Source organism: Acinetobacter gyllenbergii (genome assembly GCF_001682515.1).
In the GTDB taxonomy this organism is placed as follows: domain Bacteria; phylum Pseudomonadota; class Gammaproteobacteria; order Pseudomonadales; family Moraxellaceae; genus Acinetobacter; species Acinetobacter gyllenbergii.
The window spans coordinates 467,964-485,932 of sequence record NZ_KV575261.1 but is presented as its reverse complement, the minus strand read 5'-3'; the positions used below and the strand labels follow the sequence as shown (position 1 = coordinate 485,932).

The following is a 17,969-nucleotide window of genomic DNA, read 5'->3' as shown; positions in this document are numbered from 1 at the left end:
ATAGAGGTATTAAAAATAGTTGTAAGGTCTGGTTTAATATATTTGAACTAATTGCAGCAATTTTTCTCTGCTTTCTGCTGAGATAAAACTTGCATTTAAAGCATCAATATTGGTTTGTATGAAGTCTTCATCCTGCCAACCAAACCGATCATGTAATAATTGATATTCTTGATTTAAAGTTGTATTCGCCACCGTTCGAGCATCCGTATTAATATTGAGCTTTACACCAGCTTGCTTAAGCTTATCGACTGAATGTTTTTCAATGTTTTCAAAAACATCACATACGATATTACTGCTTGGGCATACTTCAAGTAATATATTTTGCTGCTTTAATCTTGCAACGACAGCATCATTTTCTATACTACGTACGCCATGGCCTATACGAGTTACGCTTAATTTATCTAGCACTTCGGTAACACTATCAGCTCCTTTGGCTTCTCCTGCATGCGCTATGACATTGCCGCCCATACCTCTAACATGTTCAAAAGCTGCGATGTGATTGTCTAATGAATACCGTGCTTCGTCAGCCGCTAGGTCAAGTCCAACAACGCCATCATTCATAAAGTTAGTCACTAATTTTGCAGTCTTCATACTATCTTCAAAACTAAAGTGCCTGAGCGTGCATAAAAGTAGTCCAGCTTTGATATTGTATAATGCCGATGCTTGCTGCATTGCTTTTAGGACTGTTTCAGTCACTTCTTCTACTGTTAGTCCTAGTCGTGTATGTAATAGGGGAGCAAAGCGAAGTTCTGCATAAATAACATTGTCTGCCTTCAGTTGATCAAATAGATCATCGACTGCAAGCGCAATGGCTGATTTTGTCTGTAGAATATCCAGAGTAGGCGCTATTTTACTTAAAAAATCCCCTAGGTCTTTACATTTGTTCGGGGCAATAAAAGTGTCATTAAACGTTTTTAGTCTTAAATCTGGCAGAATTTGCCTCGCACAATAATAGCTCAGGGAGGTGTCTAAATGAACATGCAGCTCAACCTTGGCTAATTTTTTAGAATCAAATAAATTCATACTTCTCTCAATTTACAAAGAGTGACGGGCTCAATATTGCTTCATCAGATGCTGTATCAGTATCAATCAATACATGTCTCACTGTGATATGACAATACCGTTATTCTTGAGGTGTGCTACAGCTTATGTTTCAATTTAAATTAGAAAAAGGACATATGTCCCTTTTTTGATATTTGATAAAGTGTGCTGACCGAAGAATATAATTTAGCTCTATCACATGGATGCCTAAGGTCAACTTAAAACATAGAGCGAAACTGTGTATGTCTGATAGATGCGCAGGCTAGAGAAGAGTCGTAAATGATGAAGAATATGAGTAAAAATGAATTAATGCAGAACTATGTGGATACATTTTCATTGTGTAACTATTTCTCTCCAGCATTGTTAGAAAATCTACGATTAAAGCAAATAGAAGAGGGTGAATACCTTGTTGCACAAGGAAGTTCATTAAATAATCTCTACTTACTGGTGGATGGAAAGTTGCAAGTAGAACATTTTCATCAAGATGGAAGTTATGCTGTATTTTCTATCGAAAAGGCATTCTCGGTGATTGGTGACTTAGAGCTTTTTTTAGATATCGATCTGTATACGGTGAGTACTGTTAGGGCAATTTCAAAGGCAGATATTCTTGAAATACCTTTGGGTAAGATTCAGCAATATGGTTTTAATGACCCTAATTTTCTACGTTTTATTTGTACTCACCTGAGTAAAAAACTATATGCTTCGACTCAATTGCTGACGAACGTATCACTTCCTGCATTTGTGAAAGTACGGAAGTACTTGGCAATTAGAGCTGAAGCTGAAGGAACCGTAATTCAGTTAGAAAAACGTGATTCTATTGCCGCTATGCTTGGAATTTCAACTCGACAGCTCAATCGTGTTCTTAAAGATTTAGCGGAGTTAAACATTATTCAGTTCAAAAATAAAACAGTGAAAGTGCTGGATAGTGATTACCTGCTTGAAATCAAGAAGACAGATTTTTTCTAACCTACAAGAGAAGGGTTGGATAGCGATTACGATCTATTTTTAATTTTCAGAATTGATCAGTTTTCTTGAATAATATTTACACTTTATTTAAGGAGTATATTGCAGACATTTCTTAAATTTGTAATCCTTATCAAAAGGGTGTCTAGTTTTGAACTTAGGCAGGTGTTTGTTGTAGTCGGGCCGCTATAACGTAACGAAAGAGCACCTGTATGTTTAAGCTAAAGATTTTTGACTCAATCTCTACGGAAGTATTGACTTTAAAAAGTGATCTGGAACTGAATACTGAAATTCAGCTGATCACAAAATATAAAACATCTCACTCGGAAGCTTATAAAAAAGCGATCGTTTTAATATTTAAAGAACGAGGTTATTCTAGCCTAGAAATAGGGCAACTATTAGTGTCCTGATGCTTATATTTGTTTTAAAATTAAGGTGATATAAGCCTATATATTATTAGCTCTCGCTATTTTTATTCTCCCTGTCCTTGGGTTATGGGAGATTGGAAGGGCAATGATAGGACATATTCCAAATGGAGTATGTCCTTAATCTGTTTTATTCTTTGAGGCTAATTCAAGATATTTTTTTCTTGATCGGTTTTTGAGAAAGATGTATCGCGCTGCTAACAATATTTTGAATACGACTGAATGATAAAATAGCACTAAATATATGATATTTAATGCTATAGTTTGTTTTTAAAAGAGGGTTTGCTAAGACAATAAAGATTCTTTACTTTATTTTCTTAAAGATAAAGTCATTAATCTTATGACCAGATTCCAGACCACGACGCTCAAATTTAGTCACTGGACGCCATTCTGGACGAGGGTAACTATTGCCTTTACCTGCCAAGTTTTCCATATCAGGACGATTATCTAGGATATCAAGCATCCACTCTGCATACGGTTCCCAGTCAGTTGCTGAGTGGAAAGTACCACCCAACTCAAGCTTTTGCTCAACTAGTTGCATACGCTCATGAATCACAAAGCGGCGTTTAAAGTGACGCTTCTTCTGCCACGGATCTGGGAAATAAAGCTGTACACAGTTAATACTGTTATCTGGCATTTCACGTAATACTTGGATTGCATCGGCATCTAGTACAAACAAGTTCTTTAAACCTGCCATACCCGCTTCATAGACACACTGTGCGATACCAGGCACATGCACTTCGATTCCGACAAAGTTACGTTCAGGATTGGCTTTTGCCATTAATACCAAAGAGCGACCCATACCAAAACCGATTTCAACAGTTAATGGACGTTCAGGATGTTCAAAGTGTTGACGTAAATCACCAACAGGGTATTCCAAAATTAAATCACGATAATCTTCTAAAGCAGTACGTTGTGAAGTATTGAGCGGAGCTGAACGACGCATAAACGTCACAATTTCACGGTGCTCAGGCAAATTGTCGAGTTCCGTAATTTGCGTTTCTAACTGATCGTTTGACATGATTCTGGAGATATAAATATAGAAATGCCGTATTTTAAGTGTTCAGGTGGTCAAGTCAAACTTTAAGTGATTTTATTTAGCCAGTCATTTCTAAAATTGCTTAAAATTTGTCAAAAAAACTTCATGTAGCTGTCACAGAAATTGCATAGCCTAATTACAATTTTAACACTAAGTAAAAAACCATGAACAATTTTAAATATCATTCGATCGCCATTTGTTTAGGTCTGTTAGGTGCATCTTCAATCTTTTCTGCTGCACATGCACAATTGATGTTTAGTCAATATGTCGATGGCAGCAGCAATAAAAAAGGACTGGAAATCTATAACCCCGATGCCACAACGGTGAATTTAGCTGATTATGAAATCCAGCAGTTTAATAATGGTGGCACAGTTAAAACAGTTACCTTCCCATTACAGGGAACTCTAGCCAGTAAACAAAAATTCCTGATAGGTCGTTCAGAACTACAGGCGCAATTGGGCGATAAGGTTAATCAAGTTGCGGGATTATCTTTTAATGGTGACGATGCCATTGTATTGCTGTATCGCGGTACGCCTGTAGATCGTTTTGGTCGTATTGGTGAGCGTCCAACGGCAGGTTGGGGCACAACGGTATTCAGTACTGCGAATAGCTTTAAGCGCATTCAAACGGACAATCCTGTGGTGAGTGTTGACCCGACCAGCCCATTTGACCTTGACCAGTCTTGGCAGGCATGGACAGATCGTAATGACTTTTCGAATTTAACTGGTTCAACCACCACTCCACCTGTTGATGCAGTCAGCTGTAGCAGTAGCGATACGCCGATTGCCAGTCTTGCGCAATCGACTCAAAATCAAAACTACACCATTCGTGGTGTGATTACAGCGGATTACCGTTATAGCAATGGTTTCTCAGGTTTTTATGTACAAACCCCTGACAGCAAAGCAACGCCAAATGTCAGCAATGCCATCTTCGTCTATATACCTGCGAGCAGTGCAGTCAAAGGTGGGCAAGTGGGTGATGAAGTAATTCTGCGTGGTCGTTTAACCAGTTATCAAAACCAACTTCAACTGGATCAGTTACAACAGGATATTAAGACCTGTAACCAGAACATGGCATCGTTGATTCAACCATTGGATTTAAACTTACCCTTTAGCAGTTTGACTGATACAGCGGGGAACTCACCGAAACGCTATCAGGGCATGCTGGTAAAATTACCGCAAACGTTGACGGTAAGCGAAAATTATAACTTTGGTCGTTATGGTGAACTTTCTCTAAGCCTTGGTCGCTTATTCATTCCAACCAATCTTTATCCTGCACTTTCAAATGAAGCGAAAGCTTTAGCACAGCAGAATCTACTTTCAAAAATTATTTTTGATGATGGTTATAACAATCAAAACCGCGCACCATGGCTGCCACAAAACTTTAGTGCTTTAAATACATTACGTTCTGGTTATCAGTTAAAGAATGCACAAGGGATTCTAGAATATCGTTTTAATGCTTGGCGTGTACAGCCCATTGCAGGGGCGAACTTGCCAGAAGTCGTGACCACTACTAATCCGCGCCCAACTATTACGGCTAAACAAAGCAAGCATATTCGCGCTGCGGCATTTAACGTCTTGAACTATGACAATGGTAAGAACGGCTTCCCAACCGAACGTGGTGCCAATAGTCAGGCTGAATTTGATAAGCAACATGCCAAAATCGTCAATGCATTAAAATCAATTGATGCAGATGTTTATGGACTGATGGAGATAGCCAATAATGGTTATGGCAGTGACAGCGCAGTTGCCAATCTCACCAAAGCTTTAGGACCAGACTGGAAATATGTAATTCCAGAAGGCTTGAACCAGTTGGGTACTGATGTGATTGCAGTTGCAATTATCTATAACAGCAAACGTGTACAGCCAGTGAATAAACCTGCGGTATTGGACCTAGGCGATAAGAGCCGTTCGATCATTGCACAATCCTTCAAGCCTGTACAAGGCGGACAAATCTTCACCGTGATTCCAAATCATCTTAAGTCGAAGAGCTGTCGAGGTGTCGATGAAAGTTCTCTCGATGCGGATCAACGTGATGGGCAGGGCTGTTGGAACCCAACCCGAGTGAAAGCGGTTGAGCAACTCACCCAATGGATTGCCAAGAATCCGACTCAAGTAAAAAATCCGAATATCTTGCTTTTGGGGGATATGAACAGTTATGCCAAAGAAGATCCGATCCTGACCTTTGAGAAAGCCAACTACAAAGTTTTGCTGAATGACAGCAAAGTCGGTGAGGGCAATAAGGCGTATAGTTATGTGTTTGGTGTTGCGAGTGATGCCGATGGTTATGGCGGTGCAGGTAATCTTGATCATGCCATTGCCGATGCCAATCTGTATAAACGTGTAATCAAGACCTTTGCATGGCATATCAATGCCGATGAGCCAACAGTATTGGACTATAACGAGGAATATAAAACCGATGAGCAAAAGGCCTTGTTCTTCTCGGCAGATGCTTATCGTTCCTCGGACCATGATCCTGTGATTGTAGATTTGGATATGAAAAGCTCGGACTCGCAACTTGAACCAAACAATCCGAAAAATATTATCGTTGAATTTTTAAACTCATTATTTGAGTGGTTAGGCAAGCTTTTTGGTCGAGCATAACCCGATTTCCGTGACATTGTTTAGTTTGTTTTTTCATAAATTAATCAATCGTCACGGAATATAACTTGCAAGGCAGAAAAAAATTCATTAATAGTAGTGGTGTAGATGTTCTTAGCATGAAAGCGATTATAAATTTTAGTTATTTCTGTTCTCGAGTTTCGTAGGAACGTCCTAGAGCATAAGTTGTTAGATAACAAGGATCAATTATGAAGTTGTATTATTCCCCTGGTGCTTGCTCATTGGCTGCCCATATTATTTTAAATGAAATAAACGTTGATTTTGATTTAGAACGAGTTGATCTAAAAACACATAAAACTTCAAAAGGTGCAGATTATTACGAGATTAATCCAAAGGGCTATGTCCCTGCATTGGAAATTAATCCAGGTTTAATTTTAACTGAGAATGTAGCGATTTTACCGTTTTTGGCGCAGCATGACCCAAAACAGGATTTAATCCCACCATCGGGGATGGGGCGTGCTAAAGTCCTTGAATGGTTAGGCTATTTGAACTCAGAACTGCATGACGCTTATTCAGTGTTCTTTGGTGGTAAGCTCACTGATGATGAGAAAGCCAAAGCTTATGCAGAAGTTGATCGTTTGCTTAAATATATCGACAACTATTTAGCTGAATCCGATTGTGATTATTTAGTTGATGACAACTTTGGTCCTGCGGATGCGTATTTATTTGTTCTCACCAATTGGTCCAACCATATCGAACATGATTTAACCCCTTATATCAACATTATCGCATTGCGTAACAAAGTGGCTGAACGTCAGTCGGTACAAATTGCGATGCGTGATGAAGGTTTGTTAAGTTAATTCAAATCAATAAAAAAGCCTCTGTTGATAGAGGCTTTTTTATTTCAACTCAATTATTGTTGAGCTTTTTCTTTCACATCAGCAGCAGTTGACTCTACAGCACCAGCAACTTTAGCAGTTGCATCACGTGCAGCAGCTTCAGTTTTTGCAGCAGCTTCAGCAGTTGCAGTCGCAGTGTGATCAGCAGCAGCATCAATTTGATCACCCGCTGTATCTACAGCAGTTGCAACATTGTTAGCAGCAGAATCAGCAGCATTTTGAACATCAGCACCAACTTGGCTAGCGGCATGTTCTAAATGCTCACCTGTAGTTGCACCAGTTTCAGGTGCTTTATCTTTATTACAGCCTACAAGCGCAACAGTAGCAGCAAGACCTAAAGCAACAAGTAATTTATTCATTGTCTATTTCCTTTTCTTTGTGGCATCCAATAGGAATGGATACCGAAAATATAAACATAAACTTGATGAATAATAAAGTTGAATATTTGTTGATAACTTGTAAAAACACGCACTTACATCGGAAAATGTAAGTGCGTGCACATGTTGGCGGATGAGTTTAAACGCCAGAACGGATCATATAATCAAAAGCAGACAGCGAGATGCTTTCGCGCCTTCGCGCCTTCACCTGTGGCAATGATGATTTGCTTATATGGCACTGTAGTACAGTCACCTGCGGCAAAGACACCTTTGACATTGGTTTCATTACGATCATTAATCACGATCTCACCACGATTACTCAGTTCAACCGCACTATTCTTCAAGAAATCTGTGTTTGGTAATAAACCAATCTGTACAAAGATCCCTGCAAGTTCTACTGTGTGTTCAACATCAGTGGCGCGGTCTTTGTATTTCAAGGCCGTTACTTGAGCGCCATCACCCACGACTTCGGTACTGAGTGCATTCAAGATCACAGTGGTATTCGGTAAGCTATTTAATTTGTCTTGCAACACTTGGTCAGCACGAAGTTTGGTATCAAACTCAACCAAAGTTACATGCTCTACAATGCCTGCAAGGTCAATCGCTGCTTCTACACCCGAGTTACCACCACCAATCACGGCAACACGTTTGCCTTTGAATAATGGACCATCACAGTGTGGGCAGTAGGCTACACCACGAGTACGGTATTCTGCTTCACCCGGTACATTCATTTCTCTCCAACGCGCACCTGTAGACAGAATAATGGTTTTCGATTCAAGTTTGGCACCATTCTCCAGTTCAACCTCAACCAGACCATTGGCTGTTTGATCTGCACCAGTGATCTTGCTGACACGTTGCAGGTTCATAATGTCCACACCGTACTCACGCACATGTGCTTCCATGTCTTGAGCAAACTGTGGGCCTAGGGTTTTTTGAACGGTCGTGAAGTTCTCAATGTCCATGGTGTCCATGACCTGACCGCCAAAGCGTTCAGCGACGATCCCAGTTTTAATCCCTTTACGTGCTGCATAGATTGCAGCAGTACCACCTGCAGGACCACCGCCAATCACCAATACATCAAATGCATCTTTGGCATTGATTGCGGCGGCATCTTTCTCAGCTGAATTGCTATCCAGTTTGGCTACGATTTCTTCCAAAGTCATACGACCTTGACCAATATGCTGGTTGTCTTGAAACACCATTGGTACTGCCAAGATTTTGCGTTCTTCAACTTCGTCTTGGAAGAAGGCACCATCAATCATGGTTGCTGTGGTATTTGGATTGTTGATCGCAATTAAGTTTAAAGCTTGTACGACATCTGGACAGTTGTGGCAGCTTAAAGATACAAACACATCAAAGTTTGCGCTTAAGTTGAGACCTTTGATCTGAGTGAGTACTTCATCAGACACTTTAGGCGCATAACCAGACACTTGTAATAATGCCAAGATCAAAGAAGTAAACTCATGTCCCATCGGTAAGCCAGCAAAGAACACCCGTGGTTGTTCACCTGCTTTGGCCACACCGAAACTAGGACGGCGAGCGTTTGAACCGTCAAAACGCGCCGTAACTTGGTCAGAAAGTTCAGCAATTTCAGTCACGAGTTCTTTGATTTTTGCAGCTTTGTCTGATTCATCTAAAGCAGCAACCAACTCGATTGGACTTTCTAAACGTTCTAAGTAAGCTTTTAATTGAGTTTTAATATTTTGATCTAACATGTATTTCTCCAAAGACTAAGGCTTTCAAATCAGCTAAATTCATTCAATGAGGCTATAGTACGCAAAAGCGCTGAATAGGTAAAACAGTATGTTTTTATGAGTTTGATCGGTTTTTTGAATTTTTACTGGTTTTGTCACTTTTTTGAACATATCTTTCAGTAAAAATTTGAGTACAATCAAAGTTGTTATATAACTGCAATCATTTCGTGGCATAAATAAAGGGTAACGAACATGACTTTACAACGTGGCATCTATCAGCATTATAAAGGACAGCTATATCAAGTCTTTAACGTGGCTCGTCATAGTGAAACAGAAGAACAGTTGGTGGTCTACCAATGCTTATATGGGGATTATTCGATGTGGGTACGCCCATTGACAATGTTTAGCGAAACCGTTCAGCTTGAAGATGGGCAAGTCCTGCCGCGTTTTAAATTGATACAACCAACTTAAATTCATTTAGCTTTTAAACAGCCTGTTTGAGGGGATCAGACATGACCAGCACGGTATTTTTACAACGTATTTCTGATTTATATGATGAGTTTAAACAACACGATGCTCGACAGTCTGATCGTTTAAGACGCTATCGAAATATTGAAGCAGAGTCTGCCAAACTGCTGGCAATGCTAGTTCGTAGCCAACGCTCAAAACGGATTTTAGAAATTGGTACCTCGACAGGTTATTCAACACTTTGGCTGGCAGAAGCTGCAAAAGCAGTTGCTGGGGCGGTGCAAACCTTAGAAATTAATGCTTTTCGTAGCGCACAAGCAAGAAAGTATGCTGAGGAATTTGGCTTAGAGGCTTTGATTGATTTTTGGGTGGGTGATGCAGCAGATTATCTGGCCCAAGCGACTGAACCTTTCGATTTGATATTACTCGATGCTGAGCGTGGTAGTTATGCTGGGTATTGGGAAGACTTAAAGCGTTTATTGCAATCTTCAGGTAGCACTTTAATTGTTGATAATGTGATTTCCCATGCCGCAGAGGTGAAGGAATTTCTTGAACTGATCAAAGATGATGAAGACTATATGAGTACGATCTTACCTGTCGGCGCTGGCTTATGTATGGTGGTCTTGAAATAAGTTGATTTTATGAAGATGTGCTTGCCGATAAGCCTGCGGACTACAACCCTGAACTTTATTAAATGCGCGGGTGAAATTGGCTGGATTGGAATAGCCTAATTCATAGGCAATAGCAGTAATGGTAAAGCTAGAATTTTCTAATAAATCAATGGCACGCTCAGTGCTGATCTGCTGTTTTAAAGCTTGAAATTCAACGCCTTGTTGCTGCAAATAGCGTTGCAAGGTTTTGGTGGAAATATTTAATACTTTGGCACATTCCATGAGGGTTGGGACTTGATTGGCTTGTCGCAACATCATGCTGACCCATTCCACAATTTCGCCTTGATGGTAGATTTTCTGGATTTGTTCCTGACAGCGTTGTTCAACTATTTTTAAACTATGTGCATCTGCCAAAGGTAAGGGTAGTGCCAATTGTTGCTGATCAATCACCACACGGATACCTGAAAGCCAAGTATAGTTAAAGTGAAAATTGGCTTTCACCAAGGCTAAATAACGTTCTTGATAGCTTGGCTCTGGAATACTTAAATAGACTTGGTAGCGTTGTAATTGCTGACCTGCCAATTCTAATAGACTGTAGTAGAACGCTACGGCAATCGCTTCAATATGAAAGGCCAAACACTGCTTATTCATCTGCAAAATTGGTTCAAATAACAGTTCAACTTTTTGTGAGTCTGATGGAAACTGAATACTCAGCTTAAAACTCGGCATAATCAGTCTAAAATATTGTGCAATCAGCCTAAGTGCATGTTCTAGATTTGGGCTGGTCATCAGTGCATAGCCGACGAGACTGTGTGAGCTGAGCTTTATATTTTTACCCAGTTCAAAGGCCAAGTCTCGGGTATTGGGCAGGCTTAAACCAATTTCTATGAATTGCTCAATTTGTTGAATCGATAATAATTCTGTTTTTGCTAATTCTTGCTGTACTGCTATCAATAAATCATTATCGTATTGATGCGTACCGATTAAAATTTCAATCAGTCGTAAATAATAACGTGATGGAATAACAGGGATCTGTTGCTTTTGCACAAGAAAAACTCAGTAAAGTCTTAAAATGATAATATCAAGTCTTAAAATGATAATATAGAGGGGCGATGAAGGAACACAATCAGTTCAAGCAAAACATTTTGTGTTTGATTGAGGAGTTTCTAATGAATATGCATACTCAACTGGATGTCGAGCAAGCGACAACAACATTTAAGGATAAAAAACGTCACTTATGGCTATTGGGTTTGGCTGTACCAACCATTGCAATGGGGGGCTTGGCGGGCTATCAATTTGGTCCTAAAAAAACGAAAAAGTTCTTCGCTTCATTTGGGCCATTATTTATTCATGGTGTGATCCCAACATTAGATAAATTGATTGGCGAAGACACCGAAAACCCACCATTAGATGCAATCGCAGATTTAGAAGCCGATCCGTATTACGCTCGTATTGTGAAGCTTTTTATACCATTACAATACGCGACCAATATTTATGGGGCCTATTTAGCCAGTCGTAAAGATACACCCGTCGCGGATCAAGTTTTACTAGGAACTTTGGTAGGCATGGTCAATGGTATTGCAATTAATACTGCACATGAACTCAGCCATAAGACAGGGCGCTTAGAGCATTATCTTTCGCATTTGGCTTTGGCGCCGTCAGGTTATAACCATTTCCGCATTGAACACCCATATGGGCACCATCGTCGTGTTGCGACACCAGAAGATCCTGCCTCTTCACAATTTGGCGAGACTTTCTGGAAGTTTTTGCCACGTACTGTGATTGGTAGCTTTAAATCTGCAATTGAAATTGAAAAGAATCGTTTAGAACGTAAAAAGCTGCCTTTCTTCTGTAAGGAGAATGAGTTGATTCATGGCTGGGCGATGTCTGCTGCATACCATGCTGCCATGTTTACGAAGTTTGGTCTGCGCTCAGTACCGTTCCAAGTCACGCAAGCGGCCTATGCGATCACTTTGTTTGAGTCGGTGAATTATATTGAACATTATGGTTTGAAGCGTGCAAAGAAAGACAATGGTCAGTATGAGCGAACGCTACCAGAACATAGCTGGAACAATAATAATGTGGTAACCAATCTGTTCTTATATCAGTTGCAACGTCATTCGGATCATCATGCTAATCCAACCCGAAGCTTCCAAACTTTGCGACATTTTGAAGATGCACCACAACTCCCTGCTGGTTATGGTGCGATGATTTTGCCAGCATTTATTCCATCGTGGTGGTCAAAAATTATGGATGATCGAGTTGTACAGCACTATAAAGGCAACTTGGACAGGATCAATGTCTATCCTGAAGCCAAGCAGAAGATGTTAGAGAAATATGCTAAACAGCAAGATGTGGCTTAACGTTAAAGTTAGATTCATTGAAAATCAGCCCAACGGGCTGATTTTTTTATTTTCTAAGCCGAAATACAGAGTCGTTTAAAATGCAGATCAAACTCAAGATATTTATGCACAAAGGCTGTTTTATCATTGGTGCGAAGTAAATTATTGTAGATAAACTCTGGAACGGGATGATAAAGCTCACCTGAGCCATTGCTATAAAAAATTTTTAAATAGCGTGAAGAAACATCATATTTCCAAGAGGTTACAACAACAGATTTTTCCATATAACGACTCCTATTTTTGTTTGATCTTTTAGTACATATCTAAAAACTCTTTTGTTTCATAATTTGACAGTACTCCAACTGGGGCAGTCTGACAATTCATAAATGAAGCTGGCTATAAATTTATAAGTATAAGAATTGTAAAAAATTAGCTATAAATTTTCGGTGTGGAATAGGACTTGGATTGATAAAAATAATCAATAAAAAAACCACCCTAAAAAAGGGTGGTTTCAAACCGATTGGTCTAATCTAAAGAATTAGATTTTACCAACTAAGTCGATAGATGGAGCAAGTGTAGCTTCGCCTTCTTTCCATTTAGCTGGGCAAACTTCACCTGGGTGAGCGTGAACATATTGAGCAGCTTTAACTTTACGAAGAAGTTCAGATGCATCACGGCCGATACCACCAGCGTTGATTTCAACGATTTGGATTTTGCCTTCTGGATCGATTACGAAAGTACCACGGTCAGCAAGACCAGCAGCTTCGATTAATACCTCGAAGTTTTTAGAAAGTGTCCAAGTTGGGTCACCGATCAATGGGTATTGGATTTTACCAATCACTTCTGAAGTGTCGTGCCAAGCTTTGTGCGTGAAGTGAGTATCAGTAGATACGCCATAGATTTCAACGCCTAATTTTTGGAATTCAGCATAGTTGTCAGCAAGGTCGCCTAACTCAGTTGGACATACGAATGTGAAGTCAGCTGGGTAGAAGAATACAACAGACCATTTGCCTTTAAGATCTGCTTCAGATACGTCAACAAATTGACCGTTGTGGTACGCAGTCGCTTTAAATGGTTTAACTTCAGTATTAATTAAGCTCATCATTGTCTCCATGATTGAGGTTTTATTGAGAGGCTAACGCCTTACTTGTTTACGAGGTCAAGAATAAATAATTTTTAGTTATTGGGGAAATAGTATTTTTACATGACTAGAATCGGAAAATTGAATAACTCAATAAAAACGACTTTCACCCAAGAATATCTGTCCTATTTGACTGCATCGAGATGAAGCAAACATGACAAAAGATCCAGAACTAATGTGCATAACAACATGAAGTCTACGCCATCAAAATTCAAGGGTAAAATTGAAAAAATCTAAAATTATATAAAAAACGGAGATATACGATTAAATTTTCTGCATTGCGAGACTCATTAACACGACTCAATAATACTGAGCAGCGCTAAGCATCTAAAAATGATTAATCGGAGCTAATGCAAAGCATTTGAAAAGCTTTCTTTGCATAGCAAGATTTTAAGGCGTAAAATAGCCGATTCTTTTTATATTCAGGAAAGCTGTTCAGTGCAGAGTCATTTAAATGTAGATCAATGGGTTATGGCACGTGACCGTCACCGTTTAAATCGACTGCGCAAGGATAAGAAAACAGAAACAGCAGAAATTGAAAAACTATTTGAACAGTCTAACCATAAAGTCAAACAACGTTTAGCCCGTATTCCGCAAATCAAGCTCAATCAAGACTTGCCTGTTACCCAATATGCAGATCGTTTAATTGAGGCGATTCAAAAGCATCAGGTGATTATTGTTGCTGGTGAAACGGGTTCTGGTAAAACCACACAGCTTCCACAAATTGCCATGCTGGCAGGTCGTGGACTCACAGGCATGATCGGTCATACTCAGCCCCGTCGATTGGCTGCACGGAGTGTTTCACAACGTATTGCGGAAGAAGTGGGACAGAAGCTAGGTGATGCCATTGGTTTCAAGGTTCGTTTTAATGAGCAAGGTTCGCAAGATTCTATCGTCCGTTTGATGACCGATGGTATTTTGTTGGCAGAGCTCACCAACGACCGTTTTTTATCAAAATATGACACCATCATTATTGATGAAGCGCATGAACGCTCACTCAATATTGATTTCATCATGGGCTATCTCAAGCAGCTTTTGCCAAAGCGCCCTGATTTAAAAGTGATCGTGACCTCAGCAACTTTAGATGTAAATCGTTTCAGTCAATATTTCAATGATGCACCGATCTTCGAAGTGGAAGGGCGAAGCTTCCCCGTGGAAGTGCGTTATCGTCCCATCTCCGAGATGAGTATTGTCGGTAGTGATGATGATGAGTTCGATGACTTTGAAGAAAATCTACCACGTGCTGTGGTACAGGCAGTCGAAGAATGTTTTGCTGATGCAGAAAGCCGCGGTCATCCTGAACATGCCGATATTTTGATTTTTGCCAGTACTGAACAAGAAATTCGTGAGTTACAGGAAACTTTGCAGAAGTTTGGTCCTCGTCATACTGAGGTTTTACCTTTATATGCACGTTTGGCGCTGGCTGAACAGCAAAAGATTTTTAGTCCGAGTGGCAAAGGGCGACGTATTATTATTGCGACCAACGTGGCGGAAACGGCGTTGACGGTGCCCAATATTCGCTATGTGATTGATAGTGGTTTTGCTCGTATTTCACGTTATAACTACCGTTCGCGGGTACAGCGCTTACCAATTGAAGCGATTTCACAGGCAGCAGCCAATCAGCGTAAGGGGCGCTGTGGTCGTATTGCTGCAGGTGTCTGTATTCGGCTATACAGTGAAGAAGATTTTTTAAGTCGTCCAGAGTTTACTGAACCTGAGATTAAACGAACCAACTTGGCTTCTGTAATTTTACAGATGCAAAGTTTAGGTTTAGGTAGTTTGGAAGATTTTGACTTTATTGAGCCGCCTGATTTCCGTTTGGTCAATGACGGTCGCAAACTCTTGATTGAGTTGGGTGCATTATCATCCCTCTCCTCTAACTCCTCTCCCAAAGAGAGAGGAGAACTCCTTCTCCCAGTGGGAGAAGGTTGGGATGAGGGCAAAAGAAAAGCTAGTGGAGGACTAACCAAAGTCGGTCAAATGATGGCGCGTATGCCGATTGATCCACGACTGGCTCGAATGCTGATTGGTGGTGCGCACTTTGGTGTACTTAAAGAAACACTGATTATTGTCAGTGCCTTGGCGATTCAAGATCCGCGTGAACGTCCAGCTGATAAACAAATGCAGGCCGATCAAAAGCATGCCTTATTCAAGGAAGCAGATTCAGACTTTTTATTCTATCTGAAGCTTTGGAATACGATACAAACCAGTCCTGATACACAAACCGAAAACAAGCGCCGACAATTTGCGCGCCAACATTTTTTAAGTTGGTTACGTCTGCGGGAATGGAAGCAAACCCATCAGCAGTTAGTGGAACTGGCAGAAGGTTTAAAGCTGAGTTTTAATGAAAAAGGTGCGAATTACGAAAACCTGCACCGTGCACTTTTAACCGGGCTACTTTCATTTATTGCCAATAAAACAGATGAACGTAATACTTTTATGGCGGTGCGTCAGCAGAAAGCCAAAGTGTTCCCAGCCAGTACCTTACACAAGACCAATACCGCTTGGGTCATGGCCTTTGAGATGGTGGAAACTTCTCAGGTGTATTTACGGACTTTAGCCAAAATTGATCCTGAATGGATTCTGTTGGCAGCTCGTGATTTATTGAAGTACCACTATTTCGAGCCACACTGGTCGAAAAAAGCGGGTATTGTAAATGCCTATGCACAAATATCACTATTCGGTTTAATCATCGAGCCAAAGCGAATGATTAATTTTGAGAAAGTGGATCAAGCTGCGGCACATGAAATCTTCTTACGTGATGCTCTGACCACGGGTAATTTAGGTGTTACACCGCCGTTTTTAAAGCACAACCTACTGAAACTCGAAGAAGTTGAACGGGTAGAAGATAAGTTGCGTCGCCGCGATTTAGTGGTCGATGAGGAAACCATTTACCAGTTCTATGCCGAGAAAGTGCCAGAGGAAATTGCCAGTCGTCGTAGCTTTGAAGATTGGCGCGCAACAGTAGAAACAGACAATCCACGCTACTTGTTCGTTGAAGATGATGCTTTGTGGATGAATGATCGTCCCACCACGCAACAATTCCCTGATTATTTACATAATGGTCAGTTACGTTTGGCTGCAAGCTATCGTTTTGATCCAAGTCATGATGAAGATGGGGCAACGGTTAAAATCCCTGTGCAGGCTTTACCGCAAGTCGATGAAAAGCAATGGTCTTGGGGAATTCCTGGGTGGCGACAAGATTTAATTGAAGCTTTGCTCAAAGCTCTTCCTAAAGATAAACGTCGTAATCTGGTTCCGATTCCAGATACCGCGAAAAAGTTGATGCAAGGCATTGATGCGGTGCATTTACGTGAGCATCTATTTAATTATTTAGCCTTTGCGTTACGTGGTGAACAGATTACGGAAAAAGACTTTTCTTTCGAGAGAATTGATCAATATCTGGTGCCTTTTATTAAGGTATTGGATGAAAAAGGTAAACTGATTGCCCAAGGTCGTGACTTAGATGAGTTAAAAGCACGTTGTCGTGTTGAAACTCATCGTCCAGTGAAACAGCAAGCCGGTGAGTTCCAGACCTTCCCTGAAAACTTTGTATTTGAAGCATCGCAAAAAGTGACGGGCGTGATCGTCAAGCAATATCAGGCTTTGGTTCCTACCAAGCGATTTGCTGAGCTTGAAGCCAAAGATGAAGCGGGCGTGGTGATTCAAACCTTTAATGATCAGGATGAAGCGATTAAGCAGCATCGTGAAGGGGTAATCCGTCTGGTACATATGCAATTGGGGGATTTAATCCGTCAATTGAAAAAACAGATTTCCAAGCCTTTAGCTCTGGCCTATTCACCGCTGGGTGATCGTGCCAAGCTGGAGCAAATGCTGGTCTATGCAACCTTACAGATTTCGATTCAAGAACTGCCTAAAAATGCCACTGAGTTTCAGCAGTTACTGACTGAAACTAAAAAGCAATTTTTAGCAAATGGTCAACAGACATTAACTGATTTAACTGAAATATTTACTCAATGGCAGCAGATTCGCCGTGAACTATTGGTCTTGGATCAGAGTATTTTTGGCCGAAGTGTCGATGACATAGAAGATCAACTTGATTTAATGTCATTAGCCAACTTTGTTTATAGCCAATCACCCGAAATTTGGCAGGAATACCCGCGTTATTTGAAAGCGCTGCTATTGCGTTTAGATCGTTTGCCCAATAATCTACAACGAGACCTTGCTGCAATTGATGATGTCGATCCATGGATGGACAAAGTATTTAAATTTAGAAACGATCCTAAAATCAAAGAACTGTATTTGATGTTGGAAGAACTGAGAATTTCCTTGTTTTCTCAACCGATGAAAACAAAGCTGCCTATTTCACCAACTAGATTACAAAAACTATGGGATCGATTAGCAATCGGTTAAACTGAGAAATATGAAAGTTAGAAGCATTCTTTAC

At 40.4% G+C, this 17,969-nt stretch carries 14 protein-coding genes and 1 pseudogene; 8 read left to right on the top strand and 7 right to left on the bottom strand.

Annotated features, from left to right (window positions below; translation table 11 throughout):
- Positions 1-33: 33 nt before the first annotated feature.
- Positions 34-1,023 carry an adenosine deaminase gene (add, locus tag NG55_RS02525; protein ID WP_065342216.1) on the bottom strand — a complete coding sequence of 330 codons (990 nt, stop codon included), beginning with the start codon at positions 1,021-1,023 and terminating at the stop codon, positions 34-36.
- Between the two features lie 297 nt (positions 1,024-1,320).
- On the opposite strand from add, the gene NG55_RS02520 reads away from it, so the two are divergent.
- Both NG55_RS02520 and NG55_RS21195 read left to right on the top strand, forming a co-directional pair.
- Positions 1,321-2,007, top strand: a complete 687-nt coding sequence (locus NG55_RS02520; RefSeq protein ID WP_081408948.1) for a Crp/Fnr family transcriptional regulator — start codon at positions 1,321-1,323, stop codon at positions 2,005-2,007.
- A 209-nt stretch (positions 2,008-2,216) separates the two neighbouring features.
- Positions 2,217-2,414, top strand: a complete 198-nt coding sequence (locus NG55_RS21195; protein ID WP_016660685.1) for a hypothetical protein — start codon at positions 2,217-2,219, stop codon at positions 2,412-2,414.
- 319 nt (positions 2,415-2,733) lie between these two features.
- Here the strand turns inward: NG55_RS21195 and trmB are convergent, their stop codons facing one another.
- Positions 2,734-3,450 carry a tRNA (guanosine(46)-N7)-methyltransferase TrmB gene (trmB, locus tag NG55_RS02510; RefSeq protein ID WP_004654068.1) on the bottom strand — a complete coding sequence of 239 codons (717 nt, stop codon included), beginning with the start codon at positions 3,448-3,450 and terminating at the stop codon, positions 2,734-2,736.
- Positions 3,451-3,632: 182 nt separating this feature from the next.
- Between trmB and NG55_RS02505 the strand changes: the two genes are divergently transcribed.
- Both NG55_RS02505 and NG55_RS02500 read left to right on the top strand, forming a co-directional pair.
- A complete protein-coding gene (locus NG55_RS02505; protein WP_065342215.1) occupies positions 3,633-6,071 on the top strand; it encodes an ExeM/NucH family extracellular endonuclease in 2,439 nt (812 codons plus the stop codon).
- Between the two features lie 206 nt (positions 6,072-6,277).
- Positions 6,278-6,889 (top strand): glutathione binding-like protein, encoded by a 612-nt coding sequence (locus NG55_RS02500; RefSeq protein WP_016542190.1) that lies wholly within the window; start codon positions 6,278-6,280, stop codon positions 6,887-6,889.
- 53 nt (positions 6,890-6,942) lie between these two features.
- On the opposite strand, the gene NG55_RS02495 is transcribed toward NG55_RS02500, so the two are convergent.
- The gene (locus NG55_RS02495; protein ID WP_016542191.1) at positions 6,943-7,287 is read right to left on the bottom strand and encodes a hypothetical protein; all 345 of its coding nucleotides are present in this window, start codon (positions 7,285-7,287) and stop codon (positions 6,943-6,945) included.
- 157 nt (positions 7,288-7,444) lie between these two features.
- A pseudogene (ahpF, locus tag NG55_RS02490) lies at positions 7,445-9,020 on the bottom strand (alkyl hydroperoxide reductase subunit F).
- Positions 9,021-9,251: 231 nt separating this feature from the next.
- On the opposite strand from ahpF, the gene NG55_RS02485 reads away from it, so the two are divergent.
- Together NG55_RS02485 and NG55_RS02480 are read left to right on the top strand one after the other, a co-directional pair.
- A complete protein-coding gene (locus tag NG55_RS02485) occupies positions 9,252-9,470 on the top strand; it encodes a DUF1653 domain-containing protein (RefSeq protein WP_023270230.1) in 219 nt (72 codons plus the stop codon).
- A gap of 41 nt (positions 9,471-9,511) precedes the next feature.
- A complete protein-coding gene (locus tag NG55_RS02480; protein WP_016539764.1) occupies positions 9,512-10,099 on the top strand; it encodes an O-methyltransferase in 588 nt (195 codons plus the stop codon).
- On the opposite strand, the gene NG55_RS02475 is transcribed toward NG55_RS02480, so the two are convergent.
- Complete coding sequence (locus tag NG55_RS02475; protein WP_065342214.1) at positions 10,076-11,125, bottom strand: helix-turn-helix domain-containing protein; 1,050 nt, start codon at positions 11,123-11,125, stop codon at positions 10,076-10,078. The two genes, NG55_RS02480 and NG55_RS02475, sit on opposite strands and share 24 nt — an antisense overlap.
- A 122-nt stretch (positions 11,126-11,247) precedes the next feature.
- Between NG55_RS02475 and NG55_RS02470 the strand changes: the two genes are divergently transcribed.
- Complete coding sequence (locus NG55_RS02470) at positions 11,248-12,441, top strand: alkane 1-monooxygenase (protein ID WP_065342213.1); 1,194 nt, start codon at positions 11,248-11,250, stop codon at positions 12,439-12,441.
- A 53-nt stretch (positions 12,442-12,494) separates the two neighbouring features.
- Here the strand turns inward: NG55_RS02470 and NG55_RS02465 are convergent, their stop codons facing one another.
- A complete protein-coding gene (locus NG55_RS02465) occupies positions 12,495-12,704 on the bottom strand; it encodes a KTSC domain-containing protein (RefSeq protein WP_003652651.1) in 210 nt (69 codons plus the stop codon).
- A 254-nt stretch (positions 12,705-12,958) separates the two neighbouring features.
- Entirely contained in the window at positions 12,959-13,522 is a 564-nt protein-coding gene (gene ahpC / locus NG55_RS02460) for an alkyl hydroperoxide reductase subunit C (protein WP_016539767.1), read from the bottom strand.
- Between the two features lie 477 nt (positions 13,523-13,999).
- Between ahpC and hrpA the strand changes: the two genes are divergently transcribed.
- Positions 14,000-17,935 (top strand): ATP-dependent RNA helicase HrpA, encoded by a 3,936-nt coding sequence (gene hrpA, locus NG55_RS02455; protein ID WP_065342212.1) that lies wholly within the window; start codon positions 14,000-14,002, stop codon positions 17,933-17,935.
- Positions 17,936-17,969: the final 34 nt, after the last annotated feature.